The organism is Haloferax sp. S1W, from assembly GCF_044593955.1.
Lineage (GTDB): Archaea > Halobacteriota > Halobacteria > Halobacteriales > Haloferacaceae > Haloferax.
Genome location: NZ_CP172595.1, coordinates 2192429 through 2217574, shown reverse-complemented (window position 1 = coordinate 2217574; position 25146 = coordinate 2192429). Strand labels below are relative to the sequence as shown.

22 protein-coding genes are annotated in these 25146 nt (G+C 63.0%); 16 read left to right on the top strand and 6 right to left on the bottom strand.

Going from position 1 to position 25146, the window contains the following annotated elements; genetic code table 11:
• The first annotated feature begins 19 nt into the window (after positions 1-19).
• The gene (locus tag ACH9L7_RS11670) at positions 20-1906 is read left to right on the top strand and encodes a S9 family peptidase (RefSeq protein WP_396610874.1); all 1887 of its coding nucleotides are present in this window, start codon (positions 20-22) and stop codon (positions 1904-1906) included.
• Between the two features lie 63 nt (positions 1907-1969).
• A complete protein-coding gene (locus tag ACH9L7_RS11665) occupies positions 1970-3097 on the top strand; it encodes a DUF373 family protein (RefSeq protein ID WP_396610873.1) in 1128 nt (375 codons plus the stop codon).
• A gap of 19 nt (positions 3098-3116) precedes the next feature.
• Here ACH9L7_RS11665 and ACH9L7_RS11660 read toward each other — a convergent pair whose 3' ends face one another.
• From ACH9L7_RS11660 to ACH9L7_RS11645, 4 genes are all read right to left on the bottom strand, one after another.
• Positions 3117-3959, bottom strand: coding sequence for a polyprenyl synthetase family protein (locus ACH9L7_RS11660; protein ID WP_396610872.1), 843 nt, complete (start codon positions 3957-3959; stop codon positions 3117-3119).
• Between the two features lie 185 nt (positions 3960-4144).
• A complete protein-coding gene (locus ACH9L7_RS11655) occupies positions 4145-5098 on the bottom strand; it encodes an electron transfer flavoprotein subunit alpha/FixB family protein (RefSeq protein ID WP_396610871.1) in 954 nt (317 codons plus the stop codon).
• Positions 5095-5889 carry an electron transfer flavoprotein subunit beta/FixA family protein gene (locus ACH9L7_RS11650; protein WP_396610870.1) on the bottom strand — a complete coding sequence of 265 codons (795 nt, stop codon included), beginning with the start codon at positions 5887-5889 and terminating at the stop codon, positions 5095-5097. Before ACH9L7_RS11650 ends, ACH9L7_RS11655 begins: the two co-directional genes overlap by 4 nt.
• A 69-nt stretch (positions 5890-5958) precedes the next feature.
• Positions 5959-7107: a helix-turn-helix transcriptional regulator gene (locus tag ACH9L7_RS11645; RefSeq protein WP_396610869.1), complete on the bottom strand. Its 1149-nt coding sequence runs from the start codon at positions 7105-7107 to the stop codon at positions 5959-5961.
• Between the two features lie 132 nt (positions 7108-7239).
• On the opposite strand from ACH9L7_RS11645, the gene ACH9L7_RS11640 reads away from it, so the two are divergent.
• Together ACH9L7_RS11640 and ACH9L7_RS11635 are read left to right on the top strand one after the other, a co-directional pair.
• Positions 7240-8571 (top strand): hypothetical protein, encoded by a 1332-nt coding sequence (locus tag ACH9L7_RS11640; protein WP_396610868.1) that lies wholly within the window; start codon positions 7240-7242, stop codon positions 8569-8571.
• Between the two features lie 95 nt (positions 8572-8666).
• Entirely contained in the window at positions 8667-9149 is a 483-nt protein-coding gene (locus tag ACH9L7_RS11635; protein WP_396610867.1) for a type IV pilin, read from the top strand.
• A gap of 37 nt (positions 9150-9186) precedes the next feature.
• On the opposite strand, the gene ACH9L7_RS11630 is transcribed toward ACH9L7_RS11635, so the two are convergent.
• Positions 9187-9810, bottom strand: coding sequence for a methyltransferase domain-containing protein (locus ACH9L7_RS11630; RefSeq protein ID WP_396610866.1), 624 nt, complete (start codon positions 9808-9810; stop codon positions 9187-9189).
• Positions 9811-9966: 156 nt separating this feature from the next.
• Here ACH9L7_RS11630 and ahaH point away from each other — a divergent pair, with 156 nt between their 5' ends.
• From ahaH to ACH9L7_RS11575, 11 genes are all read left to right on the top strand, one after another.
• The gene (gene ahaH / locus ACH9L7_RS11625; RefSeq protein WP_396610865.1) at positions 9967-10299 is read left to right on the top strand and encodes an ATP synthase archaeal subunit H; all 333 of its coding nucleotides are present in this window, start codon (positions 9967-9969) and stop codon (positions 10297-10299) included.
• Positions 10286-12463 (top strand): V-type ATP synthase subunit I, encoded by a 2178-nt coding sequence (locus ACH9L7_RS11620; protein ID WP_396610864.1) that lies wholly within the window; start codon positions 10286-10288, stop codon positions 12461-12463. The genes ahaH and ACH9L7_RS11620 overlap by 14 nt, the downstream gene beginning before the upstream one ends.
• A 180-nt stretch (positions 12464-12643) precedes the next feature.
• Entirely contained in the window at positions 12644-12901 is a 258-nt protein-coding gene (locus ACH9L7_RS11615) for a F0F1 ATP synthase subunit C (protein WP_396610863.1), read from the top strand.
• A 20-nt stretch (positions 12902-12921) separates the two neighbouring features.
• The gene (locus ACH9L7_RS11610; protein ID WP_396610862.1) at positions 12922-13506 is read left to right on the top strand and encodes a V-type ATP synthase subunit E; all 585 of its coding nucleotides are present in this window, start codon (positions 12922-12924) and stop codon (positions 13504-13506) included.
• Positions 13503-14549 carry a V-type ATP synthase subunit C gene (locus tag ACH9L7_RS11605; RefSeq protein WP_396610861.1) on the top strand — a complete coding sequence of 349 codons (1047 nt, stop codon included), beginning with the start codon at positions 13503-13505 and terminating at the stop codon, positions 14547-14549. Before ACH9L7_RS11610 ends, ACH9L7_RS11605 begins: the two co-directional genes overlap by 4 nt.
• The gene (locus ACH9L7_RS11600) at positions 14546-14866 is read left to right on the top strand and encodes a V-type ATP synthase subunit F (RefSeq protein ID WP_396610860.1); all 321 of its coding nucleotides are present in this window, start codon (positions 14546-14548) and stop codon (positions 14864-14866) included. The genes ACH9L7_RS11605 and ACH9L7_RS11600 overlap by 4 nt, the downstream gene beginning before the upstream one ends.
• 5 nt (positions 14867-14871) lie before the next feature.
• A complete protein-coding gene (locus ACH9L7_RS11595; RefSeq protein WP_396610859.1) occupies positions 14872-16632 on the top strand; it encodes an ATP synthase subunit A in 1761 nt (586 codons plus the stop codon).
• A 4-nt stretch (positions 16633-16636) separates the two neighbouring features.
• Positions 16637-18040: an ATP synthase subunit B gene (locus tag ACH9L7_RS11590; RefSeq protein WP_396610858.1), complete on the top strand. Its 1404-nt coding sequence runs from the start codon at positions 16637-16639 to the stop codon at positions 18038-18040.
• A gap of 162 nt (positions 18041-18202) precedes the next feature.
• Positions 18203-20188, top strand: coding sequence for a bacterio-opsin activator domain-containing protein (locus ACH9L7_RS11585; RefSeq protein WP_396610857.1), 1986 nt, complete (start codon positions 18203-18205; stop codon positions 20186-20188).
• 141 nt (positions 20189-20329) lie between these two features.
• Positions 20330-21010, top strand: a complete 681-nt coding sequence (locus ACH9L7_RS11580; protein ID WP_396610856.1) for a V-type ATP synthase subunit D — start codon at positions 20330-20332, stop codon at positions 21008-21010.
• 74 nt (positions 21011-21084) lie between these two features.
• Entirely contained in the window at positions 21085-21471 is a 387-nt protein-coding gene (locus ACH9L7_RS11575; RefSeq protein ID WP_396610855.1) for a DUF6276 family protein, read from the top strand.
• Positions 21472-21624: 153 nt separating this feature from the next.
• Here the strand turns inward: ACH9L7_RS11575 and prf1 are convergent, their stop codons facing one another.
• On the bottom strand, positions 21625-22869 hold the full coding sequence (gene prf1, locus ACH9L7_RS11570) for a peptide chain release factor aRF-1 (protein ID WP_396610854.1): 1245 nt from the start codon (positions 22867-22869) through the stop codon (positions 21625-21627).
• 130 nt (positions 22870-22999) lie between these two features.
• Here prf1 and minD point away from each other — a divergent pair, with 130 nt between their 5' ends.
• On the top strand, positions 23000-25123 hold the full coding sequence (gene minD / locus ACH9L7_RS11565) for a cell division ATPase MinD (RefSeq protein ID WP_396610853.1): 2124 nt from the start codon (positions 23000-23002) through the stop codon (positions 25121-25123).
• Positions 25124-25146: the final 23 nt, after the last annotated feature.

The window sequence follows — 25146 nt, the reverse complement described above, 5'->3', positions numbered from 1 at the left end:
CCCCGAATTTGTGAACCATATGTCAGAAAATACCGATAAATCCGTCCTCGAACGGTTGGCGAGTCTGCCGACGGTCGCCCACCCCACAGCCTCCCCCGACGGCGACGAAATCGCCCTCTACTACGACGGGACGGGTCGAAACGAACTCCACGTCCTCGACGCCGAGACCGGTGACCTCGAACAGTGGAGCGACGGCGAAGTCCCGCGGAACGCTCGCTGGCCCGTCGCGTGGGGCGCAAACGGTAACCGCGTGTTCTTCCACCTCGACGACGACGGCGACGAGCAGAACGATATCTATGCCATCGACCGCGAGGGAGGTGTCGAACCGGTCATCGAGATGGATGGACAGGCGACGCTCTCCGACGTGGGGTCAGACGGCGAGACGCTTCTCTTCGGGTCCTCGCGCGACGGGCAGATGAACCTCTATCGACACGACCTCTCGACCGACGAGACGACGAAACTCACCGACTACGACCGAGCGGTGTGGGGTGCGATTCTCTCTCCCGACTGCAACCGCATCGCGTACGGGACGAACGAATCCGACGACGACACCAACTTCGACGTATACGTCGCCGACATCGACGGGTCGAACCCGCGGAACCTCGACACCGGCGAGACGGGCGCTGAGTCCCTGCCCGTCGATTGGGGCCCAGAAGGCGACCGACTACTCGTCTCGGACAACACGCCTGACCTGAATCGCTGCGGTGTCTACGACCTCACGACCGACGAGGTGACGTGGGTCGGTGATGGCGACCACGTAGAGACTCCCGTCTCGTTCCTCGACGACGGGCAGCAAATTCTAGCGACCCGAACGCGCCGCGCCGCGACGGTCCCGGTGGTCTACGACATCGAATCCGGGTCGTCCCGCGAACTGGACCTCCCGGAGGGTGTCGCTTCCTTCGGTCAGTCGAGCGAGCGTCGTCTCTCCGGCAATCGCGTGTTGGTCTCCCACACGACACCGACGCGTCGAACGGAACTGCTGGCCTACGACATCACAACCGACGACCACGAGACGCTCTTGGAGGCCGACCACGGCGACTTCTCCACCGACGACTTCGCGGACGCCGAGTACTTCCGATTCAAGTCGGACGGTGTGCCGGAGACGCCCGCGAAGGCCGTCGAACACGACCCCTACGACGAACTGGAAATTGGGGCGCTCTTCTACGACTCCGATGAGCGTCCGTCGCCGCTCATCGTGAATCCGCACGGCGGCCCGCGGTGGCGCGACAGCAAGTCATTCGACCTCTACACACAGTTTCTGGTCCAGTGTGGCTTTTCCGTCTTGCAGGTCAACTACCGCGGTTCGACCGGTCGCGGACGCGAGTTCGTCGAGGAACTGTACGATGACTGGGGCGGCGCAGAGCAGGGCGATGTCGCCACGGCAGTCGAACACGTCCTCGACACCTACGACTGGATAGACGAGGACCGCGTCGTTGTCTTCGGTGGCTCCTACGGCGGGTACTCGGCGTACTGGCAGGCGGTGCAGTATCCCGACCTGTACGCCGCGAGCATCGCGTGGATTGGCCTGACTGACCTCCACGAGATGTACGAGACCACGATGCCGCACTTCCGAACCGAACTCATGGAGGTCAACCTCGGTACCCCCGACGAGAACCCCGACCTGTACACTGAGCGCTCGCCGATAACGCACGTCGAGAACGTCGATGCGCCGATGTTCATGCTCCACGGCGTCAACGACCGTCGCGTCCCCGTCTCGCAGGCCCGCCTGTTCCGTGACGCACTCGACGGACACGGCTACGAGGAGGGCGTCGACTACGAGTACGAGGAACTCGGCGAGGAAGGACACGCCTCCTCGGACATCGACCAGAAGATTCGGACGTTCGAACTGCTCGCGGACTTCCTCGACCGCCGCGTCGAGGCGACAAGCGTCACCGCCGACGACTAACAAGTCCGCCGTCGTCAGACAGTCCCCGAAAACAGATATATCCCCACGGCATAGGTGCCACCAATGCTCTTGGTCCTCTGTGTCGACCTCGACGACGACCTCGGCCGCAAGACGGGACTCGATACGCCCGTCGTCGGCCGACAGAACGTCGAGGACGCGGCGGTCGCCCTTGCCACCGCCGACCCCGAGGACTCGGACGTGAACGTCCTCTTTCAGGGGATTCGCGTCCACGACCAACTCCTCGACGAGGAAGACGAGGAGGTCGAAGTCGCTGCCGTCACCGGACTCGAAGGCAGCGACGTGAAGGCCAACCGCGCCATCGGCGAGGAGATAGACACCGTCCTCGCAAGTCTCTCGACCGGCGAGTCGGTTCACGCCATCGTCATCACCGACGGCGCACAGGACGAGTCTGTCCTGCCGGTCATTCGCTCTCGCGTCCCCATCGACGGGGTTCGCCGGGTCGTCGTCAGGCAGGCACAGAACCTCGAATCGATGTACTACACGATGAAGCAGGTGCTTGCCGACCCGGAGACCCGCGGGACCATCCTCGTCCCCCTCGGCATCCTGCTTCTCATCTATCCCTTCGTCACCATCGCGAGTTTCTTCGACGTTCCGGGTGCCGTCGTCCTCGGTCTCATCTCCGCCCTCCTCGGCCTGTACACGCTGTTCCGCGGCCTTGGGCTGGAGTCCGCCGTCGACGACGCGGCCAACCGCGCCCGCAACGTACTCTACGCCGGACGCGTGACCATCATCACCTACGTCGCTGCCGCTGCGCTTCTCGTCGTCGGCGGCGTCCGCGGTATCGAACTGCTTCAGTCCACCACGGAGGCCGTCGGCGGCGACCCCGCACCCGGATTGATTCTCGCGGCGCTCGTCCACGGTGCAGTCGAGTGGTTCGCCGCCGCCGGAATCACGAGCAGTCTCGGGCAGGTGACAGACGAGTACCTCCACGAGCGATTCAAGTGGCGCTACCTCAACGCGCCGTTCTACGTGAGCGCCATCGCGCTCGTCCTGTACGCGCTCTCCGGGTTCTTCCTCCCGGTGGGCGTCCCCGGCGTCCAGACGTTCGACCTCCCCGGTCTCGCAGTCGCGCTCACGGTCGGCACGCTCCTCGGTGTGCTGAGTACGCTTACCTTCGCAGTGGCCGAATCCCGCTATCCGACGGCCCCCGAGGGCGAACAACCAGCTTAAGAGACGAGAGAAACTGCGACTACCGTTCGCGGACGACGACGAACTCGGCCAGGTCGCGGAGATAGTCGAGCGACTCCGAGTCACCGACACCGGACGATTTGAGGGCTTGGAGCGCGGCGTCCGCCCGATTTCGCGCTCGTCGGTTCGCCTCTTCGGGCGTCAGGTTCGTCACCTGAACCAGTGAGGGGCGACCCATCTCGGCGTCCTGTCCGGTCGGTTTGCCCAGTTCTTCCGCGTCGGCCGTCGCGTCGAGTACGTCGTCTCGAATCTGGAAGGCGACGCCGACTTGCTCTGCATAGTCGCCGAAGGCCTCTACGACGTGTGCGTCGGCGCGGGCGGCCACAGCACCTAACTCGGCGGCAGCGCGGAAGAGCGCGCCCGTCTTCCGCCGAGCGAGTTCCATGTACTCGTCTTCGTTCGACGGGATGGCGACGATTTCGGTCGCCTCGCCTTCACCCAGTTCGACCATCGACTCGGCGACGATTTGCATGGCCCGGTCGCTCGACGAGAGAAGGGCGAAGGCCTCCCCGAGCAGGCCGTCCGAGGCGGTGATAGCCGGCCCGTATCCGTACTCGGCCCACGCACTCGGCGTCCCGCGGCGGATATCGGAGCGGTCGATGATGTCGTCGATGACGAGCGAAGCGTTGTGGACGAGTTCGATGCCGACGGCGAAGTCGACGGCATCTTCGGGGGCACCACCGATGGCCTCGCACGCAAGGATGGTGACGGCGGGGCGAACGCGCTTGCCCCCCGCCAGAGCGACGTGGTCCAGTTGGTCGGCGAGTTCCGACGGCTCGACCGCCGAGACGACCTCTTCGAGGCGGTCGTTTACCATCGTGACCCGGCGCTCCAGGTATTCCATTGTCGGTTCGTAGGGTTGGGTAGGGAAGTACGTACCGGATTTCCGGAAACTGTGTGCGGACTCGCCCGTGGGCGGTCGGTTTCTGACCGAAAAAGAACGACGTGATTTGAGGTGCGACCACCATTTCCCGGCCGCTCACGGGTTCGCGGCCGCAAAAATCTGGACCAAAAAGTGAGAGAGTGAGTCTACTCGAACTGCTCGATGAGTTCCGGCACTACGTCGAACAGGTCGCCAACGATACCGTAGTCGGCGATGTCGAAGATGGGCGCGTCGGGGTCGGTGTTGATGGCGATGATGTTCTCAGCGCCTTTCATGCCAGCGACGTGCTGGACAGCACCGGAGATACCGATTGCGAGGTACACCTTCGGCGTGACGACCTTCCCGGACTGGCCAACCTGCCGGTCCTTCGGGAGCCAGCCGTTGTCGACGATGGGGCGCGAAGACGACAGGGTCGCATCGAGCGCGTCGGCGAGTTCCTGTACGAGTTCGATGTTCTCTTCGTCCTCGATACCGCGGCCGACGGAGACGAGTACGTCCGCGTCCGCGATGTCGACATCGCCGGCACCGACCTCTTCGAATCCAGTCACGCGCGAGCGCACGCGAGACTCATCGAGTGCGAAGTCGAACGCCTCGACGGCGGGTTCGCCCGCTGCTTCCGCGGCGTCCCACTCGCCGGGGCGGATGGTGACGGCGGCTTTGTCGGCGTCGACTTCGACGGTCGATTCGACTTTCGAGGCGTACATCTCACGGGTGACAGTGAGGCTGCCTTCGTTCTCCATCCCGATGGCGTCGGTGGCGAGCGGGATGTCGAGTTGCTCCGCGACGGCGGGCGCGTAGTCCAGCCCGTTGACGGTGTTGCCCATCAGGACGTACGTCGGGTCGAGTTCCTCGTACAGCGCCGTGACGGCCTGCACGTACACGTCGTGGTTGAACTCGTCGCCCTCGGAAACGGTGTGGATGGCGTCGACGCCGTCCAGCGAGAGCTCCTCGGCGAAGCCGTCTACATCGCCGCCGATGACTGCGAGGTGCAGGTCGCCGCCCGACTGCGAGGCGAGGTCGCTGGCGGCGGTGACGAGTTCGAACGACACGTCGCGGAGTTCACCGCGGCGGTGCTCGGTGATTGCGAGAACGTCGCTCATTGGGCACCCACCCCCTTCTCGCGAAGGACGGTCGCAAGTTCGGCTGCTTGCTCCCCGGCGTCACCCTCGAAGTAGACGGCGTCGGACTCCGTCTCGGGCTCGTACATGTCGGTCAGGACGAGTTTGGAGTCGACAGCAGACGCGTCGAGACCGAGGTCATCAAGCGACAGGGGCTTGATCTCCTTCGACTGAGCCTGTCGAATCCCACGCAGACTGGCGTAGCGGGGTTCGTTGATACCGGTCTGGATGCTGAGGACTGCCGGAAGGTCGACGTCCGTCAGCTCCTCGACGCCACCTTCGAGTTCGCGGCGGACGTGTGCGACAGCGCCGTCGATGTCGAGGTCGAGGTCGTTGACGACCGCGGCCCACTCGAAGTCGATGGCGGACGCCAGCGAGACGCCCGTCGCGCCGAAACTGTCGTCGTTCGCCTGCACACCCGAGAGAACGAGGTCCGGTTCTTCTTCCTCGACGACGGCCGAGAGCAGGCGCGTCTTCGCACCCACGTCGAGCAGGTCCACGTCTTCGAGCGCGTCGTCCCACACGCGAATCGCGCGGTCGACACCCTTCGCGAGCGCCATCCGGATGGTCTCTTCGGACCGCTCCGGGCCGATGGTCACGCTGACGACTTCGATATCGTCGTTCTCCTCGGCGATTTGGACCGCCTCTTCGACCGCGTACTCGTCCCACTCGTTGAGATCGTAGTCGAGGTACTGTTCCGCGATGCGAAGACCGTCGAGTTCGAAGTCCTCTTCGACCTCTGCGACCTCCTTGACGGTTACGAGAACTTTCATCAACGTTCACTATTGAAGGGGGCGAGTAAACGTTTTCGCCCCGCGCCCGGGACCGCCGCCGTCCGCTGATTACTCTTCGTGCTCGTCCTCGTCAGGAAGCGAAATGAGGTTCTCGCGCCCGAGTCTGAGCTTCTCGACGCGGTCGTTGTCGGCCATCGCCGACAGGAGTTGTGAGACTTTCGCGTCGGACCAGCCCGTCTCTTTGACGATGTTCGCCTGCTTCATCCGGCCGCCGTTGCGTTCGAGAAGCAGCTCCACGCGCTCTTCGTCGGACAGAAGGTCGAGGTCGACCTCGTCTTCGGTCTCGCCTTCGTCTTCAACGTCGTCGGCAGGCTGTTCGGGGACCGGAGATGGTTCGTGGGTCGGTGCGGCAGTCTCCGGACTGCTGGGCGTCGAATTGACCGACACGTCGTTCCCACCGTTGGTTCCAGTCGGTCGTCTCCGGCTGAACGCGACCACTGTGATGCCGATGAGCGCGACAGCGACGAGGCCGCCAATGATGAAGTCCCACCGCAGCGGGGCCGGTCCCGTTGCGCCCGTCGGACGGTAGCTTACGCGCAACTCTTCGGTCGATTCGAAGGTCCGTGGGCCTTCGATGACGACGGAGTTGTTCTCGAGCGGGATATTCGTGCTGTTGACCGCGTATCCGGGCGGCGTCTGGATGGTGAGGTTCTGGTTCGCCCGAACCGATGTGAGCCACAGTTGGTCATCACCGGTCGAAAAAGCGTCACCAAGTCGGAGACCGTCGTCGGTCTGTTCGAGGAAGTTCGTCCACGTGAACGACAGTACCAGCACGCCCGTCTCGTTCTCGACGAAGCCACGCCGCGTCGTGTTCTCTATCGACATCTGTCGCCCCGTCTCCGCCGACGCCTTCGTGCTGATCCGTTCGAAAAGCGGTTCGTCGAAGCCGACGTTCGCCGTTCCGCTTTCGAAGTCGCTCGCGAACTGTTCGAACGCCGCTGTATCGTTCTCCGTTTCGAGCGTATACCGCATCTCGATACGCCACTCGGCGGCCCGGTCGTCGCGTAGTTCGACGATAATTTCGGTCAGCGGCGTCCGTTCGACAGTCGACTGCTGTGCGAGGACTGGTCCGCTTCCGAGGGCCGCCGCTGTACCGGCATCGTGTTGTGCGGGACCGAGAGGCTCGGCCGCCGCAAACGGTGTCGAGACTCCGGCGACGAGAGCGAGGAGGACGACGATAACGGCGGCGCTCCGCATATATGTAAAACCGTTTCGTCCGGCGATGAAAACGCTTTCCATCGACCGGATACTGTAACCGCGCCGACCGGACCGCAGAATGCGGGCCGTAAGAGGGTCATTTTAGTACCGCCGTCGTGTACCCTCACGGCGATGAAGGTCCTCCCGCTCGTCCTCGCTTTCGTACTGGTGGCTTCACCAGTCCTCGGCGCGGTCGGCCCACAGGCAGGTTCGCCCCCGGCGGACGCGCTCGGCGATACGGCCGCACAGGTCCAGACATCGTCGAACGGGACGATTCGTGTCCTCGACATTCCGGCGTCGTCGGTGGTGCGTTCGACGGTTGATTTACAACACGTCGACCTCGGCCCGTCGCTCGACTTCGCCGGACTCCGGGCGGGAACTCAAATCCAGACGCTCTCGTCTATCGAACGCATCAGGTCGGCTAGCGACGACGGCGTTCGCCAACAGTTAATTCTCGGCGAGATAAACCAAATCGAACAGCGGGCCATCGCGCTCCAGAGCGCGCAGCGTAACGCCATCGAGGCGTACAACTCGGGCGGTATCTCTGCGCGAGAATTACTCGTCGAACTCGCCCGTATCGACGCCGAGGCACGCGAACTCAACGAGCGCCGCATCGAGCTTCGCGAAATTTCGGCGCAGACGCCCGACTTCTCAGTTGACCCCGGTCGACTCGCCGCGCTGGAACGAGAACTAGATACGTTCACTGGTCCCGTCCGCGAACAGGCGGTTTCCGTTCTCACGGGGGCCGAAACCCCGACGAGGTTCTTCGTACGTACGAGCGAAGACGGCCTCGTTCTCAGTGTTATCACGGACGACACGTACATCCGGGAGGCCTACCGGAGCGACCTGCGTAACCGCGACGAAAGCGGTGTCACGCCGACCGAGGCGCTGGACAAAGTCGCGGAGAACTACCCCTACGTCTGGGACAGTCGGGCGACGCAAAACGGTGCCGACGTAGTCGGGGCCGGAAACAGCTATCTGGTTCGGGTCAACCACGACCGTGGACAGTTGTTCGCTTACGTCGACAGTGGGAGCGCCAAGGTGTTCAAGGAGGCACAGATTCGCCCCCTCGACACAATCTCCAACGGTACGATGGCGACTGAGGTCAAGGACGGACTCAACCTGTCTGTCAACCGCACGTACCCCGGTGGCCCGCTTCGAATCCAGTTGACCGAGACCGAGACGGGCGACCCTGTCGATGCGAACGTGACCATCGGGTTGGAAGCCAGTCGCGAGAGCTCGCTCCTCGGTCGAACCGGAGCTGATGGGACGATTTGGACTGTCTCGCCCGGAAGCCGGTTCACCATCACGGTCATCAAGGGTAACGCAGCGGTCGTTCTCACCGTCTCCCCGACGCCGGTACCGCACCTCTTGACCAACACGACGAAGACGAACGAGACGACCACGACGCCAGCCAGTGATGTCACCCCCAGTGGGACGGCCACACCGCAGTTTGACGGATAATTCCGCTATCGCGACCGACGGAGAGCGCTCTCTTCACGTCTGTCGTTTCGTTTCACCCGAACCTTCTTATCCGGTGACGGGACCATCCCGCCTCGATGCTTCGGCAGCTCTCGTCCGACACTCGTGGGTCGACCGTCCTGATTGGTGGCGTCCTTCTGGTCGGTATCGTCGTCATCGTTGCGGGCGTGGTCGGTGCCGCCGCGTTCGACGTGGCGGAGTCGACACCGTCTCCCGACCACCCAACGATGCTCTCGCTGTCGGTGACGGGGAACGTGTTTACACTGACGCACGAAGCGGGCGCACCGCTGCACGTCTCGAATATCCAGCTCCGAGTTTCGATAGATGGCGAAGAGCTGCGACATCAGCCACCCGTCCCGTTCTTCTCGGCGGCGGGCTTTCGACCGGGACCCAGCGGGCCGTTCAATACGGCTGCTGACGGGACGTGGACCGTCGGCGAGACGGCGCAGTTCGAACTCGCGGGAACGAACGCGCCCACACCGACGCCCGGCGCTCGGGTCGTCGTTCGGGTTTACGAAGAAGAAACGCCTGTCGCGGTGGTTCGAGCAACAGTACGGTGAGTTGAGACAGCGACCCTGTGAGTTGAGACAGCGACCCTTATTCTTCGGGAGCGCGCGCGATGGTGACGATAGCACGTGGGCTGCCGGGTTGTCGCTGGAGGATGTGGTGTTCGATGTCGACGAACCCGGCCGCTTCGAACATCCGGTCGGCCTCCTCCTCGTCGTAGAAGAGCATGATTGCGTCGGCGAGCTTCTGGAAGAGGCTGCTCTTCGGGTCGTCGGGACCGACGACGAGAACCTTATTGCCGGGCTTGACGACGCGGCGGAACTCTTCGAGCGCAGTAACCGGGTTCGGCCAGTATTCGATGGACCCGGACGACCAGATAACGTCGAACGAGTTGTCGGCGAACGGCAATCGCTCGGCGTCCCCGCGGTAGAACCGAACTTGGTCGTTCTTGCCGAACTTCTTCCACGCCTTTTGCATCTGGTGGATGCTCTGGTCGAGTCCGTGAACGTCGTCCGTGTAGCGGAGTAGGCCTTCGGTCCCGAAGCCAGTTCCACACCCAACGTCGAGGACGCGGTCGCCCTGTTGGATGCCGAGCAGTTCGAGCGTCTCGTCGCGCATCTCCTCGTTCCAGATGAACGGGTTCACCTGGTCGTACACCTTCGAGAGGTACTTGTAAAACAGGCGCGCCCGAGTTTTGTTTTCGAGGACTCCCATCGCGCCGGGATTAGGACTCACTGATGATAACGGTGCGGATTCACCGCGCGGTTCGAGCCCGTCGAAGCCCGGACGCAACCCATTTTCCCATCATCTCTCGGCACTGTTCCGCAAACACCTTATACAGCGCTCGTGCAACGTTCCTGTGATACGAGTATGCCGAGACAAGAGGTTCTCGAGAAAATAAAATCGGCCGAGCAGGAGGCCGACGACATCATCGAAGAGGCCGAGGCGGAACGTGAAGATCTCGTCGCGGAGGCGCGCCGCGAGGCGGACGAGATCCGCTCGGAGGCCGAGCAGGAGGCCGACGAACTCGAATCTGAACGCTTGGCGGAGGGGCGTAAGGAAATCGAGAAAGAGCGAGAACGAATCCTCGAAGAAGGCGAATCGGCACGGGACGAACTAGTAGCCGAGGCGGAAGAGCGCATCGACGATGCGGTCGAGTACGCCATCGGCCAATTCGAGGAGGCGGTGGATGCTCAGACCTGAGCAGATGAGCAAGGTCTCGGTGACCGGTTCCAAGGGCGTCATGTCCGAGGTCATCGAGACTGTCCACGACCTCCAACTGCTGCACGTCACCGAGTACGATGGGTCGTGGCAGGAGGAGTTCGGTTTCGAGACGGGTACCCCAATCAAGGGTGCGGAGGGCGCCTCCGACAAACTCGTCACCATTCGCTCGCTCAAGAGCATCCTGGGCGTCACCGAAGCCGACGCCGGTCGCCAGCGCATCGTCCCCGACGACGCGCTCGGTGAACCGCTCGAAGAGATTCGCGAGCGCGTCAACGAACTCGACGACCGGCGCTCCGAACTGAAGAACAAACTCGGTGCCATCGAAGACGAAATCGACGCGATGGAACCGTTCGTCGACCTCGGAATCGACCTCGACCTCCTGTCTGGGTACGACTCCCTTCAGGTCGCCGTCGGTGAGGGAAAGGTCGACCAGGTCGAGCGAGCGGTCGTCGACGCTTCCGACATCGACACGTTCGAAATCTTCACCGGTCAACAGACCCTCGCTGTCTTCGCCCGTCCTACGGAGGACGCCTCGGAGACGGCGCTCTCGGACGCGCTCGTCGGCAGCGAGTTCGCGTCGTTCGAGGTTCCGGACGCCGAAGGAAGTCCCGAAGACCACGTTCGCGACCTCGAACAGAAAAAGCGCAAGTTCGAGTCGAAGCTCAACACGGTCAACTCCGAACTCAACGACCTGAAGGTCGAAGAGGGCGAGTTCCTGCTCGCCGCGGAGGAACGACTCGCTATCGACGTGCAGAAGACCGAAGCGCCGCTTTCGTTCGCGACGACGGAGAACGCCTTCGTCGCCGAAGGGTGGATCCCCACCGAGCGGTACAATCGGTTCGCGACCGAACTGAAGAACGTCGTCGGCGAGAGCATCGATGTCGAGGAAATCGAGCGCGCCCAGTTCACACGCGACGGTCACGACCACGTCCGTGAAGGTGTCCCCGAGAGCGACACTGGCGGACAGCCGACTGTCGCCGACGGCGGCACGGTCACGATGGCCAACGACGAACCGCCGGTCATCCAGAACAACAGTGGTGCGGTCAAGCCGTTCGAACTCCTCGTACAGGCTGTCAACCGGCCGAACTACTACGAGTTCGACCCGACCATCATCCTGTTCCTCACGTTCCCGGCGTTCTTCGGGTTCATGATTGGTGACCTCGGATATGGTATCCTGTACACCGCCATCGGGTACTTCCTCTACGCGAACTTCGACAGTGAAGCGTTCAAGAGCATGGGCGGGATCACCATCGCGGCCGGTCTGTTCACCGCGCTGTTCGGTATCCTGTACGGCGAACTCTTCGGACTGCACCTCATCACCGAGTACTTCTGGCACGGTGTCGTCGGCCTCGAACACGCCCCCATCGAGAAGGGTCTGTCCCCGGCCGGCGTCGAGTGGGCACTCGGCTGGCTCGTTGTGAGCGTCGTCGTCGGTATTATCCACCTGAACATCGGGTGGCTCTTCGACCTCATCGAGAACTTCCAGCTGCACGACCTGAAGCACGCAGTCCTCGAGAGCGCTTCGTGGCTCCTCATGCTGAACGGGCTGTGGGTCTGGATCTTCAGCCGCGCGCTCGGCGACACGCCGCCGGACTTCCTGTACACCACGTTCGCCGCCGACGGGGTCATCCCGCTCGGCTTCTCGGGCTTCCCCGCCATCGTCGGGTGGGCCGGACTCGGTGTTTTCTTCGTCGGTCTGGTCTTCCTCATCCTCGGTGAACCCATCGAGGCGGTCGAGTTCCTGAACGTGCTCGTCAACGTCCTGTCGTACACCCGTATCGCGGCAGTGCTGCTCGCGAAGGCCGGGATGGCCTTCACGGTCAACCTGCTGTTCTTCGGCGCGTACGTCCACCACGGCGAGTTCCACTTCATGCTCGGCCACGGTCCCGAGTACATCATCCACGAATACGGCGCAGAAGCCATCATGTTCCCCGGCCTGATGCACTCCGGTGCGGCGGGTCTGGTCGGTGGCCTCCTCGTCCTCGTGCTCGGTCACGCACTCGTCCTCGCACTCGGTGTCACGAGCGCCGGCCTGCAGGCCGTGCGTCTCGAGTACGTCGAGTTCTTCGGCAAGTTCTTCGAGGGCGGCGGCCGCGAATACGAACCGTTCGGCTACGAACGGAACTTCACCACCGAGGACTAACTGTCCTCCCGCGGTGAAACTCTCTTTGATTGTACTCGGAGAGCGATAGCTTTACCCGGAAGTGTGCTTCCTAACGCCCGAGTACCCGGATTTCGGCCGATTGTTTTGGGAACCTTTATGACACGGCTTGCAACACATACGAACGTTCGGAGACGACAAACCGGTACTTAAGAACATACAATGATTGAAGCAATCGAACCCCTCATGACTGCACTGCAGAGTGAAGCAGCTTCCTCCCCCGCAATTGAACCCACGGCCGCCGCGGCCCTCGCCGTCGGTCTCGCCGCCTTCGGCGCAGGTTACGCTGAGCGTGGCATCGGTTCCGCTGCCATGGGTGCCATCGCCGAGGACGAGAGTCTCTTCGTCAACGGGCTGATCCTCACCGTTCTTCCCGAGACCCTCGTCATTCTCGCGCTGGTCGTTGTCTTCCTGGTCTAAACACCCCCTCCTTTCCCATCATGAGTTTGGACAACGTCGTTGAGGACATCCGAGACGAAGCCCGCGCACGTGCGGAGGAAATCACAGAGGCCGGCGAAGAACGAGCCGACGAGATCCGTTCGGAGGCTGAGGCGGAAGCCGAAGCGCTCATCGAAGAGCGCGAGGAGGCCGTCGAACGGCAACTCGAACGAGAGCGCGAACAGGCGCTCTCCAGCGCGAAGCTCGAAGCCAAGCAGGCTCGACTGAGCGCCCGCCGCGACGTGCTTCAGCGCGTTCGTGAACAGGTCGAAAGCGAACTCGCCGACCTCGAAGGCGACCGACGCGAGGAGCTGACTCGAACGCTCCTCGACGCTGCATCGGTCGAATTCGAAGACGAGGACGAAGTCCACGTCTACGGTCGCGCCGACGACGCCGACCTGCTCGAAGACATCCTTGCCGACTACGACGGATACGAAGTGTCCGGTGAGCGCGACTGCCTCGGTGGCGTCGTGGTCGAGGGCACGAATTCGCGCGTTCGGGTGAACAACACCTTCGACTCGGTCCTCGATTCAGTCTGGGAGGACAACCTGAAGGAAGTGAGTGCGCGACTGTTCGACGACCAATGAGCGCTGCTGGCGGCTCGAATCCGGAGTACGTCATCGCTCGGGTACGAGCGAGACGCAGCGCCCTCTTCGGGGACGAAGAGTACCGCAAGCTGGTCCGCATGGGCCCGGCCGAAATCGCCCGGTTCATGGAGGAGTCGGAGTACGAGACGGAGATCAACGCGCTGGGAAGTCGCTTCTCGGGCGTCGACCTTATCGAGTACGCGCTGAACGCCAACATGGCGAAGCAGTTCAACGACATCCTCGACTGGGCCGGCGGTCGGCTGTACGACCTCATCGCCCGGTACCTCCGGAAGTTCGACGCGTGGAACGTCAAGACCATCATCCGTGGTATCTACTCCGACATCGCTCGCGACGAGGTCGAATCCGACCTCATCCGCGCCGGTGAGTTCGACGAGAGCTTCCTCTCGCGCCTCCTCGAGGTGCAGGAAATCGAGGAAATCGTCGAACTCCTCTCGGGGACCATCTTCGGTGACGGTCTCGAGGCCGCCTACGACGACTACGAAGACGTTGGCGTCCTCGTCCCCCTCGAAAACGCCGTCGACCGAGCCTTCTACGAGCAACTGCTCGAAGGGCTGGTCATCGGAGAGGAGACGAAGCAGTACCTCGAGTTCCTCGAAGCGGAAATCGACTTCCGGAACGCCCGCAACGCGCTCCGTATCGCCCGCAGTGGCGCCGACCTCGACCCCGTAGATTACTTCATCGAGGGCGGCACCCTCTTCCGGGAATCGGAGATTGCGACGCTGGCGACCAACACGAGCGAACTGGTTTCGAAGATCGCGGAGAGTCGGTACGGTGACCGCCTCGACGACGCACTTTCCGACCTCGAGGAGGCAGACAGTCTCATCGGCTTCGAGCGCGCCCTCGATTCGGCGCTGCTCGAATACGCCGACACGCTCGGGTACGTCTTCCCGCTGTCTGTCACGCCGGTCCTCTCGTACATCCTCGCCAAGGAACGCGAAGTCGACAACATCCGGGCGATTGCCCGTGGCCGCGAGGCCGGGCTTAGCCCCGACGAAATCGAGGAGGAACTGGTTATCCAATGAGCCAGGAAATCGCAGTTATCGGCAGTCCCGACTTCACCACGGGCTTTCGGCTTGCGGGCGTCCGCAAGTTCGAGAACGTCCCGAACGAAGCAAAGGACGAAGCACTCGACGAGGCCGTGACGCGAACGCTGGAAGACGAGGACGTTGGCATCATCGTGATGCACGAAGACGACCTCGACTACCTCTCGCGTAACGCGCGCCAGTCGGTCGAGCGGAGTATCGAGCCAACGCTCGTGACGCTCGGCGGGTCCGGCGGCGCAAGCGGCCTCCGCGACCAGATCAAGAGAGCTATCGGTATCGATCTGATGGACGAATAATAAACATGAGTCAGGCAACACAAGATTCCGTTCGCGAGGACGGCATCATCGCAAGCGTGAGTGGTCCGGTCGTGACCGCCCGTGACCTTGACGCCCGTATGAACGACGTTGTGTACGTCGGCGACGAAGGGCTGATGGGCGAGGTTATCGAAATCGAGGGCGACCTCACGACCATTCAGGTGTACGAGGAAACTTCGGGCGTCGCTCCGGGCGAACCCGTCGAGAACACGGGTGAACCGCTGACCGTCGACCTCGGTCCCGGGATGCTGGACGCCATCTACGACGGTGTCCAGCGCCCGCTGGACGTGCTGGAGGCCAAGATGGGCTCCCCGTTCCTCGACCGTGGTGTTGACGCACCCGGTATCGACATGGAGAAGAAGTGGGAGTTCGAACCCAGCGTCTCCGAAGGCGACGAAGTCGCCCCCGGTGACGTCGTGGGTACCGTTCCCGAAACCGTGACCATCGAACACAAGGTCATGGTCCCGCCGGATTTCGACGGTGGCGAAGTCGTCGCCGCCGAAGCAGGCGAGTTCTCCGTCACGGAGACCGTCGTCGAACTCGACAACGGCGAAGAGGTCACGATGCACCAGGAGTGGCCGGTTCGCCGTGCGCGTCCCTCGCAAGAGAAGAAGACGCCCCGCGAACCGCTCGTCTCCGGGCAGCGTATCCTCGACGGGCTGTTCCCCATCGCAAAGGGTGGGACGGCCGCGATTCCGGGGCCGTTCGGGTCCGGGAAGACGGTTACGCAGCACCAACTCGCCAAGTGGGCTGACGCGGACATCGTCGTCTACGTCGGCTGTGGTGAGCGCGGAAACGAGATGACCGAAGTTATCGAGGACTTCCCGGAACTCGACGACCCGAAGACCGGGAACCCGCTCATGGCGCGGACATCGCTCATCGCGAACACGTCCAACATGCCCGTGGCGGCCCGTGAGTCCTGTATCTACACCGGTATCACCATCGCGGAGTACTACCGCGACATGGGGTACGACGTGGCACTCATGGCCGACTCCACCTCGCGGTGGGCAGAGGCCATGCGCGAGATTTCCTCGCGTCTCGAAGAGATGCCCGGCGAAGAGGGGTACCCCGCGTACCTCGCCGCGCGTCTCTCCCAGTTCTACGAGCGCGCAGGGTACTTCACGACCATCAACGGTCAGGAAGGGTCCGTTTCCGTCATCGGTGCAGTGTCGCCGCCGGGCGGCGACTTCTCTGAGCCGGTTACGCAGAACACGCTGCGTATCGTGAAGACCTTCTGGGCACTCGACGCAGACCTCGCAGAGCGTCGTCACTTCCCGGCTATCAACTGGAACGAGTCCTACTCGCTCTACCAGGACCAGCTCGACCCGTGGTTCGTCGAGAACGTCGAGGACGACTGGCCCGAAGAGCGACAGTGGGCGGTCGACGTGCTCGACGAGGAGAGCGAGCTTCAGGAAATCGTTCAACTCGTCGGTAAGGACGCCCTGCCGGCGGACCAGCAGCTGACCCTCGAGGTCGCTCGCTACCTCCGCGAGGCGTACCTGCAGCAGAACGCGTTCCACCCGACGGACACGTACTGTGAGCCCGAGAAGACCTACGGTATCCTCACCGCCATCCACACCTTCAACGACGAGGCATTCAAGGCGCTCGAAGCCGGCATCCCCGTCGAGGAAATCCAGTCCATCGAAGCGGCTCCCCGTCTGAACCGTATCGGTGTGCAGGAAGACTGGGAGGCGTACATCGAGGACCTCAAAGAAGAGATCACCGAGCAACTCCGCGAGCTGTACTGAGATCATGAAGGAATACCAGACTATCACCGAAATCAGCGGCCCGCTGGTGTTCGCCGAGGTTGACGAGCCGATCGGTTACGACGAAATCGTCGAAATCGAGACGCCGCAAGGCGAGACCAAGCGTGGACAGGTCCTCGAATCGAGTGAGGGCCTTGTCGCGATTCAGGTGTTCGAAGGAACCACCGGTATCGACCGAAACGCGTCCGTCAAGTTCCTCGGCGAGACGCTCAAGATGCCCGTGACCGAGGACCTCCTCGGTCGCGTGCTCGACGGTTCCGGCCAGCCAATCGACGGCGGCCCGGAAATCGTCCCCGACGAGCGCCGTGACATCGTCGGCGCAGCAATCAACCCCTACTCCCGCGAGTACCCCGAGGAGTTCATCCAGACTGGCGTCTCCGCCATCGACGGTATGAACACCCTCGTTCGTGGACAGAAGCTCCCCATCTTCTCCGCGTCGGGGCTTCCCCACAACGACCTCGCACTGCAGGTCGCCCGTCAGGCGACCGTGCTCGAAGAGGAAGGCGACGAAGAGTCCGAATTCGCTGTGGTCTTCGGCGCGATGGGTATCACGCAGGAAGAGGCGAACGAGTTCATGCAGGACTTCGAGCGCACGGGCGCACTCGAGCGCTCCGTCGTCTTCACGAACCTCGCGGACGACCCCGCAGTCGAGCGGACGGTCACGCCGCGTCTCGCCCTGACGACCGCCGAGTACCTCGCGTTCGACAAGGACTACCACGTCCTCGTCATCCTGACCGACATGACCAACTACTGTGAGGCGCTCCGCGAAATCGGTGCGGCTCGCGAAGAGGTCCCCGGTCGCCGTGGCTACCCGGGTTACATGTACACTGACCTTGCGCAGCTCTACGAGCGCGCAGGTCGTATCGAGGGTCGCGAAGGGTCTGTCACCCAGATTCCCATCCTCACGATGCCGGGTGACGACGACACGCACCCGATTCCTGACCTGACCGGCTACATTACCGAGGGTCAGATCTACATCGACCGCGACCTCAACTCGCAGGGCATCCGCCCGCCGATTAACCCGCTTCCGTCCCTCTCGCGCCTGATGGACGACGGTATCGGCGAGGGCCTCACCCGTGAGGACCACGCCGACGTGTCCGACCAGATGTACGCGGCGTACGCAGAGGGTGAAGACCTTCGCGACCTCGTGAACATTGTCGGTCGCGAGGCACTGTCCGAGCGTGACAACAAGTACCTCGACTTCGCCGAGCGCTTCGAAGACGAGTTCGTCGACCAGGGCTTCGACACGAACCGCACCATCGACGAGACGCTCGACATCGGTTGGGACTTGCTCTCGATGCTGCCGAAGTCCGAACTCAACCGTATCGACGAAGACCTCATCGAGGACTACTACCGCGAAGACGCCGAAGCGGTCGAAGCGGAAGCCTAACTCGGCAACTTCGAATTCTTTCTTTCGGACGCGACACCCGACAGCGACTGCACTGGTCGGCGTGTGGTCTGCGAGTCAGGTGTATCGGTGCGTGCTTGCGAGTGCAGCGCCCCACAACCGGCCAGAGCGAGGTTCCTTGTGTGGCGGGGGTCTGTATGGAGTATGTCAATCGCTGCGTCGCAGTCCCGCGTCCTCACGTTCGTCGGGGACGACATCAGGCCGCGAGTCGAGCGCGAACTCTCGTCGTTCGCCGTCGAAGCCGTCTCATCTGTCGAGGGTGTCGAACGACGCCTCTCAGAGGGGACTGTCGATTGTGTCGTCCTCGACGCGGCCGCTGCGGCGGACATCTCGTCCGTCAGCGATTCTGCGACACCCATCGTCGTGCTGGTTCGTCCCGACGCCGACCTCTCGCCGGGGGAGGCACTCGACGCCGGTGCCGACGATGTCGTTCCGGTCGTGGACTCGAATCTCTTCGACCGACTGGGAGCACGCGTCGAGAGCGTCGTCGCGTGGCACAATCGACGCGCCGAGGTGACAGACCGAATCACAGAAGACCTCAAAGAGCGGGCGATGGACGAAGCGCCCGTCGGAATCACTCTCTCGGACGGGTCGCTTCCGGACCACCCGCTCGTCTACGCCAACGACGCCTTCGAGTCGATGACGGGGTACGCCGTCGAAGAGGCGTTGGGTCGAAACTGCCGGTACTTGCAGGGCGACAAGACGAATCGAGAGCGCGTCGCCGAACTCCGGCGGGCAATCGACGCGGAGGAGTCGGCATCGGTCGAACTCTTGAACTACCGACGAGACGGCGGAACATTCTGGAACCGCGTGGATATCGCGCCGCTGACCGGTCCCGACGGGTCCGTGACCCACTACGTCGGGTTCCAGACGGATATCACAGAGCGCGTCCGCGCCGAACAGGCCGCAGAGCAGTACGCCGCACGCGTCGAAGAAGAGCGGGCGCGACTCCAGACTCTCGTCGACCACATCGAAGGGCTCCTCGAAGACGTGACGGGGGTGCTGGTTCGCGCCGAGACGCGCGCAGAACTCGAAACGACGGTGTGTGAGAAAGTCGCCGCGTCCCCGTCGTTCGAGGCGGCGTGGATTGGCGACGTAGACCTCTCGCCGAAGGAAATCGTCCCGAACGTGTGGGCCGGTGCGGCGTCGGCGACGCTCTCGGGCCTTCGAATCGACCGCGACGACGACACCGACCCGACGGCACGGGCCGCGACGACCGGAGACGTACAGTCGCGGGGGAACACCGAAGGGGACATACACGGCGATTCGTCTCTCCCGTTCGACTCTATCGTCGCCATCCCGCTCGTCCACCGCGACACCATGTACGGGGTGTTGAGTGTGTACGCGACCGAAGCGGTTGACGAATACGTGCAGGTCGTCTTCGGGACGCTCGGAAGAGCGGTCGGCGCGGCCATCGACGCGTTCGAAAGTCGGCGGACGCTCATGTCGAACGAAATCCTCGAACTCGAAATCGAGGTGTCGGACCCGAAGCAACCGCTGGTCGAACTCGCAACCTCGTGGGGGTGCCGACTCGAATACGAGGGGTCGGTTCCGCACGACGACGGCACGGTCAGTCTCTTCGTCTCCACGACGCCCCCGACGGTGGACGACGGTCTCGACGAGAGGGGAACCGCCGAGTCACCCGCAGACGGCATCGTCAGGGTATCGAGACTCCCCCGCGGTGACGACGCCGGTCTCTACGAAGTCGTACTCTCGTCCGACTCGCTTTTGCACCTCGTGGCGGACGCCAGCGGCCGTGTCTCGGACCTCGAAGCCGACTCCGACGGGTCCCGATTCACGGTCGCTGTGCCGGACCGCGCGCTCGGTCGGTCGCTCCTCGACGACCTGAAAGCGGTCGCACAGGGTGTCGAACTTCGCGCAATCAGGGACCGCGCGGTGCCCCCACAGACACAACGCGAGTTCGCCGCGAGCGTCGGCGCGGAACTCACCGACAGACAGCGAACTGCGCTTCAACTCGCGTACCTCGGTGGCTTTTTCGACTGGCCACACGGCGTCACTGGCGACGAACTCGCCGAGGCGATGGACATTTCCCGGCCGACGTACCACCAGCACCTTCGCGCCGCCGAGCGAAAGTTGGTCACGCGCTTCTTCGAGAGTGAAATTCCATAGCGGATTCCGGATTTTGTGGCGGACGTGTTATAAATTCGTCAGGAATGAGTCCATGGCAGTCGCCGTCTCCCCTGTTTTCACCCTTGCCAGCGGGCCAGACAGTAAAAGATTAACACCCCAGACGAACAACCCTCGCCAAAGATGGCCGAAGACGTCAAGCCGACCCGCAAGAACCTGATGGCGATCGAAGATCGCATCGAACTCTCTGAGCGGGGTCACGACACGCTCGAACAGAAGCGGGACGGCCTCATCATGGAGTTCATGGACATCCTCGACCAGGCACAGGACGTGCGGGCGAACCTCAACGCCGACTACGAGCGTGCCCAGAACAAGATCAACATGGCTCGCGCCATGGAGGGTGACGTGACGGTCCGCGGTGCCGCCGCGGCGCTAAAGGAGTACCCGGAGATTACGACGCAGTCGAAGAACATCATGGGCGTCGTCGTCCCGCAAATCGAGTCCTCGCGCGTCAGGAAGAGTCTCGACCAGCGTGGCTACGGTCTTCTCGGCTCCTCCGCCCGCATCGACGAGGCCGCAGACGCCTACGAGGAACTGCTCGAATCCATCATCCTCGCCGCCGAAGTCGAGACGGCGATGAAGAAGATGCTCGAAGAAATCGAGACGACGAAGCGCCGTGTCAACGCGCTCGAATTCAAACTGCTCCCCGAACTCTACGAGAATCAGGAGTACATCGAGCAGAAACTCGAAGAGCAGGAACGTGAGGAAATCTTCCGCCTCAAGAAGATTAAAGCCAAGAAGGAAGAAGAAGAAAAGGAAGCCCGAGAGGCCGAACAGGCCGCTGAAGCAGCCGCTGCGAACTAACTGCGGACTCTCTCTAAGAATTTCTCGGTCGCCCCACCGACCACTTTTCGTCACGTAACCGCGTAGCTAGTGGTATGGCCTGTCCCGAGTGTGGTGGTGCGACAGTCCGGTACGTCGTTCCCGAAGACCTGCGGACCTACGCTCCCGAATCGACCGATATCATCGCGCTGTGCGGCGATTGCCTGCACGTCTCCCCAGCCAACGTAGCGGGGGCACAAGCCGACGAGACGAATCAACTCGTCGACGTCATCCCGAACGGTGACGGCGGCGCGGCGCTCGCAGTCGCGCTCGGCCTGCTCGATTCGTTGGCGCTCAACCGCTCCGGAATCGTCGAGTGTCTCGAATATGCCGAGGAGTCGGGCGTGGACGTGCATCTCGCGCTCGACAGACTCGCACACGGCTTCCCTGACGCACACGTCGACCTCGAACGTCGCCGTAGTCAACTCACCGCGTTCTTCTGACCGAGTCCAGCAGTTGCGCTTCGGGGATGGTCTCCTGAGCGGTCGCTCTCTGTGTAATTTGGGTGGCTACTGACCGACAGAGCGGGGGCTCTTCGGTGACGCTACTGAATACGTCTCTCGCACTCGTGCGCGAAGACGCCGAGGAGAATGCGCTTAGACGCCGGTGGAGTACCGGAGAATACCGGCGATACCACCGAACGCGTCGTAGAGCTGTTCGCCCTTCTCGAAGTCGGTACTGATGAACTTCGTCTCCGTGCCGCGCTGGTCGGCGATGTCCATCAGGAACTCGATAACGTCCTCGCGGGACTCGGCTTCGATTTCGGTGCCGTCGTCACACTCGTGGGTCGGCGTGTTGTGTCGGTGGTCGATGAGTTCGTACTCTTCGTTGCCGTTGCAGTCGTAGATGACGACGTCCTTGCGGAGGTCCTCGGAGATGAGCAGTCGGTCGACAGAGCCCATCACGAGGTTCTTCCGCGTCGGCTCGAACCCGTAGGTGGACTCGTTGCCGCGGTGGAGTTTCTCGAAGAACTCCTCCATCTGCTTTTTGTCCTTGATGACCTCTTGGTCGGCCAGCACGTCCTGTCCAGCGTCGACGATGTCGTAGAGCCCCGACTCGTCGGTGTAGGCGACGTCGAACTTGCCAACGACGAGGTCCTGCAGTTCGTGGTGGAGGTAGTCTCCGTCGAGGAACTCGTCTTTCGTCGGCGACGGACCGCCAACGAGGATGCCGTCCATCTCGTGACGTTTGGGGACGAACAGGTCGTTGGCCATCCCAGCGACTTCCTGATAGAAGTTGTCGATGGCTTCGAGGCGCAGACGGGCGAAACGCTGGGCGGACTGACCACCTTTACGCTGCTTGCCGGGGACGAGCGACGAGGCGCTCTTGACCGGTTCGACGCGCTTGCCTTTCAGCCACCCGACGTTGGCCTCACGGCGGTCGAGGACGACGAGGCCGAACAGGCCCTTGTCCATGAGCATGTCCTCGAGGGGACCGGTGAGGAAGTCCGAGTCACAGTGATACCGGAACGATTGGATGGGTTCCGGCGGACTCTCGAGCACCTTCGTGACCATGTCGGTCTGGCCACCGCCGGAGTCGACGGCACCGGAGAACATGACGATGCCATTGTCCGGGGGGAAGTTGCTGTAGTATCGAAGGCGGTCTTTGATACTCGTCAGGGCGTCCTGCACGTTCGTCCGGGTCTGCTTGGACTTGATGTTGGACGCTTCGCTGTGTTCTGTGATGACGTGTTCTACCACGTCAGAAATCTGCTTGTCTTCGGGGATGTAGATGGTGACGAGCTGGGTTCCGGAGCCTTCGTACTGTTTGAGGTCCTCGATGACCTTCTTGAACTCGTACTTTCGGCGGTCTTCACTCGCCTCCTCGGCGTCGCTACTCATCACTCCACATAGTCCCGCCAGCGGCTAAGTAACCTTTGACTGTCCATGTGGGATGATGTCTCGACCCATGACATACCGCGCTCGGAGAACATTTATGTGGTTGTCCCGGTTGGATTCCGACGTTGGAATCATGGCACGGGTGTACGCAATTGCCAGCGCGAAAGGCGGGGTTGGAAAAACGACGACGACAGCCAACCTCGGGACCGTCCTCGCGATGGCCGGTCACGAGGTCATCGTCGTCGACGGCGACCTCGGGATGCCGAATCTCGCTGGTGCCCTCGGCGTCGACCCCGATGGGGCGACCCTCCACGACGTACTCACTGACGAGGCCGACATCGAGTCGGCAGTCTACGAGGGACCAGCGGGCCTCGACGTTATCCCCGGGTCGAGCGCGCTGGAGGCGTTCGCCCGCACGGACGCGAAAGGACTCGAAGCGGTAGTCGACGGTCTCGACCACTACGATATCATCATCGTCGACACCGGGGCGGGCCTGAGCAACGACACGTTCGTCCCGCTGAAGTTCGCCGACGACGTGTTGCTCGTCTCGACGACGGAACGCGAAGCCCTCGGCGACACCGAGAAGACACGGCAACTCGCCGAACGCATCGGCGCGTCTATCATCGGTGCGGTTCTCACCCGCGTCGACCAGTCGAATCCGAACGCCGAGGAAGTCGCGTCGATTCTCGACGCCGGTATCGTCGCTGTCGTCCCCGAGGACGCCGCCATCCGTGAGGCACTCGACAGCCAGACGCCCGTCGTCCGTCGCTCCCCCGAGAGTATCTCGGCCGCAGGCTACCGTGCCCTCGCGGAGGCGCTCACCGGCAAGCCGGTTCCGGTCCCCGATGGGGCCGAAGCGGACGCCGACGAGGACGACACTGTCGACGCGTCCGAGCAGGACGTGCGAGAGTCGGATTCGATGCGCGTCGTCTCCACGGAGTCGGATGCGACAGCCGACCCCGAAGCGGCTGAATCCGATGGCGACACCCCGGCTGAACCGGAATCTACGGGTGAACCCGAAGCCGACTCCGAACCCACACACCAGTCCGCGACTGAAACGACGGACACGTCGGAGTCCGAGTTGTCGTCCCCCACTCCGTCCGGGACCGACGCCGACTCGCCCGAACCCAGTGGCCCGACGGACACTGTGGAACCGGCGGGTGAAGACCCATCTGCTCCAGATACTGCGGAAGACTCACTCGCACCGGACGCGGATGCGGATGCACCGGTCGCTGACGAGACGGCCGAGGAACCACTCGCACCCGACTCGGCTGCGGACCCGCTCGCCCCTGACGCGGCCGAGGACGACTCGGTTGTAGGGGACGCGACCACGGCGGACCCGCTTGCAGGGGAGACAGGAGACGAAGACCCGCTTGCAGGCGACGCCGCCGAAGACCCACTCGCAGGCGACGCCGCCGAAGACCCGCTCGCGGCCGAGGCCGACCCGGCCGCATCCGAGTCGCCGGAAGATGACCCGCTTGCCGCCGACGCGGCCGCTACCGACTCCGAATCGCTCGTCGAGGCGTCGAAAGAGGCGGCTGAGTCGGTGCTGAACAAGAAGTCCGACACTGCATCGAAACGCCGGGACTCGCCCGCGGAACCAGCGCGCTCCTCCGAGCAGCCATCCCAGAAGCGTGACCAGTCGCCGGAGACGCACCCCCGGCAGTCGGATGCGCAACCCCAGCCTTCGGGCGCGCAATCCCAGCAGTCGGATTCCCAGTCCCGGCCATCGAACGATTCTGAACCCCAGGTGGACTCTGGGCAGACGGCAGACTCGCCAGACGCTCCCGAGCCAGTTGTCGAAGACGACATCATCGTCGCACCGGTCGAAGAGGAACACGTCGAAGACGACCCCGAGACGACTCCCGAGTCGCAGGTTCCGTTCGCGTCCGGTAACGACACTGAACCCGCACGGGACGAGGGACAGCCTGCACGTGACGAAGGACAGCCTGCACGTGACGAGGCACAGCCCACACAACCCCGCGAGACGCCGGAGACCCCTGCGTCCCGCACGCCTGACAACGCCACCGACAAGCCGAGCGAACCGCTCGTTCAGGACCCGTCGGGCGACGGTGACGACGAACCGCTCGTCGCCGAAGCGGAACCGGACTCGGAGGACGACGACGACACCGATACGACAGAAGAAGAAGAAGAGGAAGGTGTCTACACCACGTCGCTGGTCGAAGAAATCGACTCACTCGACGACGACAGCGACAAAAAGGACAAGAAAGGCTTCTTCAGTCGGTTCCTCGGCTAAACGGGAAGGCCTATTAATCGGGT

Bases quoted from the DNA above. Each gene is read 5' to 3' on its own strand.
- ACH9L7_RS11670 (WP_396610874.1), top strand. From the start codon at position 20: ATGTCAGAAAATACCGATAAATCCGTCCTCGAACGGTTGGCGAGTCTG.
- ACH9L7_RS11665 (WP_396610873.1), top strand. From the start codon at position 1,970: ATGCTCTTGGTCCTCTGTGTCGACCTCGACGACGACCTCGGCCGCAAG.
- ACH9L7_RS11660 (WP_396610872.1), bottom strand. From the start codon at position 3,959: ATGGAATACCTGGAGCGCCGGGTCACGATGGTAAACGACCGCCTCGAA.
- ACH9L7_RS11655 (WP_396610871.1), bottom strand. From the start codon at position 5,098: ATGAGCGACGTTCTCGCAATCACCGAGCACCGCCGCGGTGAACTCCGC.
- ACH9L7_RS11650 (WP_396610870.1), bottom strand. From the start codon at position 5,889: ATGAAAGTTCTCGTAACCGTCAAGGAGGTCGCAGAGGTCGAAGAGGAC.
- ACH9L7_RS11645 (WP_396610869.1), bottom strand. From the start codon at position 7,107: ATGCGGAGCGCCGCCGTTATCGTCGTCCTCCTCGCTCTCGTCGCCGGA.
- ACH9L7_RS11640 (WP_396610868.1), top strand. From the start codon at position 7,240: ATGAAGGTCCTCCCGCTCGTCCTCGCTTTCGTACTGGTGGCTTCACCA.
- ACH9L7_RS11635 (WP_396610867.1), top strand. From the start codon at position 8,667: ATGCTTCGGCAGCTCTCGTCCGACACTCGTGGGTCGACCGTCCTGATT.
- ACH9L7_RS11630 (WP_396610866.1), bottom strand. From the start codon at position 9,810: ATGGGAGTCCTCGAAAACAAAACTCGGGCGCGCCTGTTTTACAAGTAC.
- ahaH (WP_396610865.1), top strand. From the start codon at position 9,967: ATGCCGAGACAAGAGGTTCTCGAGAAAATAAAATCGGCCGAGCAGGAG.
- ACH9L7_RS11620 (WP_396610864.1), top strand. From the start codon at position 10,286: ATGCTCAGACCTGAGCAGATGAGCAAGGTCTCGGTGACCGGTTCCAAG.
- ACH9L7_RS11615 (WP_396610863.1), top strand. From the start codon at position 12,644: ATGATTGAAGCAATCGAACCCCTCATGACTGCACTGCAGAGTGAAGCA.
- ACH9L7_RS11610 (WP_396610862.1), top strand. From the start codon at position 12,922: ATGAGTTTGGACAACGTCGTTGAGGACATCCGAGACGAAGCCCGCGCA.
- ACH9L7_RS11605 (WP_396610861.1), top strand. From the start codon at position 13,503: ATGAGCGCTGCTGGCGGCTCGAATCCGGAGTACGTCATCGCTCGGGTA.
- ACH9L7_RS11600 (WP_396610860.1), top strand. From the start codon at position 14,546: ATGAGCCAGGAAATCGCAGTTATCGGCAGTCCCGACTTCACCACGGGC.
- ACH9L7_RS11595 (WP_396610859.1), top strand. From the start codon at position 14,872: ATGAGTCAGGCAACACAAGATTCCGTTCGCGAGGACGGCATCATCGCA.
- ACH9L7_RS11590 (WP_396610858.1), top strand. From the start codon at position 16,637: ATGAAGGAATACCAGACTATCACCGAAATCAGCGGCCCGCTGGTGTTC.
- ACH9L7_RS11585 (WP_396610857.1), top strand. From the start codon at position 18,203: ATGTCAATCGCTGCGTCGCAGTCCCGCGTCCTCACGTTCGTCGGGGAC.
- ACH9L7_RS11580 (WP_396610856.1), top strand. From the start codon at position 20,330: ATGGCCGAAGACGTCAAGCCGACCCGCAAGAACCTGATGGCGATCGAA.
- ACH9L7_RS11575 (WP_396610855.1), top strand. From the start codon at position 21,085: ATGGCCTGTCCCGAGTGTGGTGGTGCGACAGTCCGGTACGTCGTTCCC.
- prf1 (WP_396610854.1), bottom strand. From the start codon at position 22,869: ATGAGTAGCGACGCCGAGGAGGCGAGTGAAGACCGCCGAAAGTACGAG.
- minD (WP_396610853.1), top strand. From the start codon at position 23,000: ATGGCACGGGTGTACGCAATTGCCAGCGCGAAAGGCGGGGTTGGAAAA.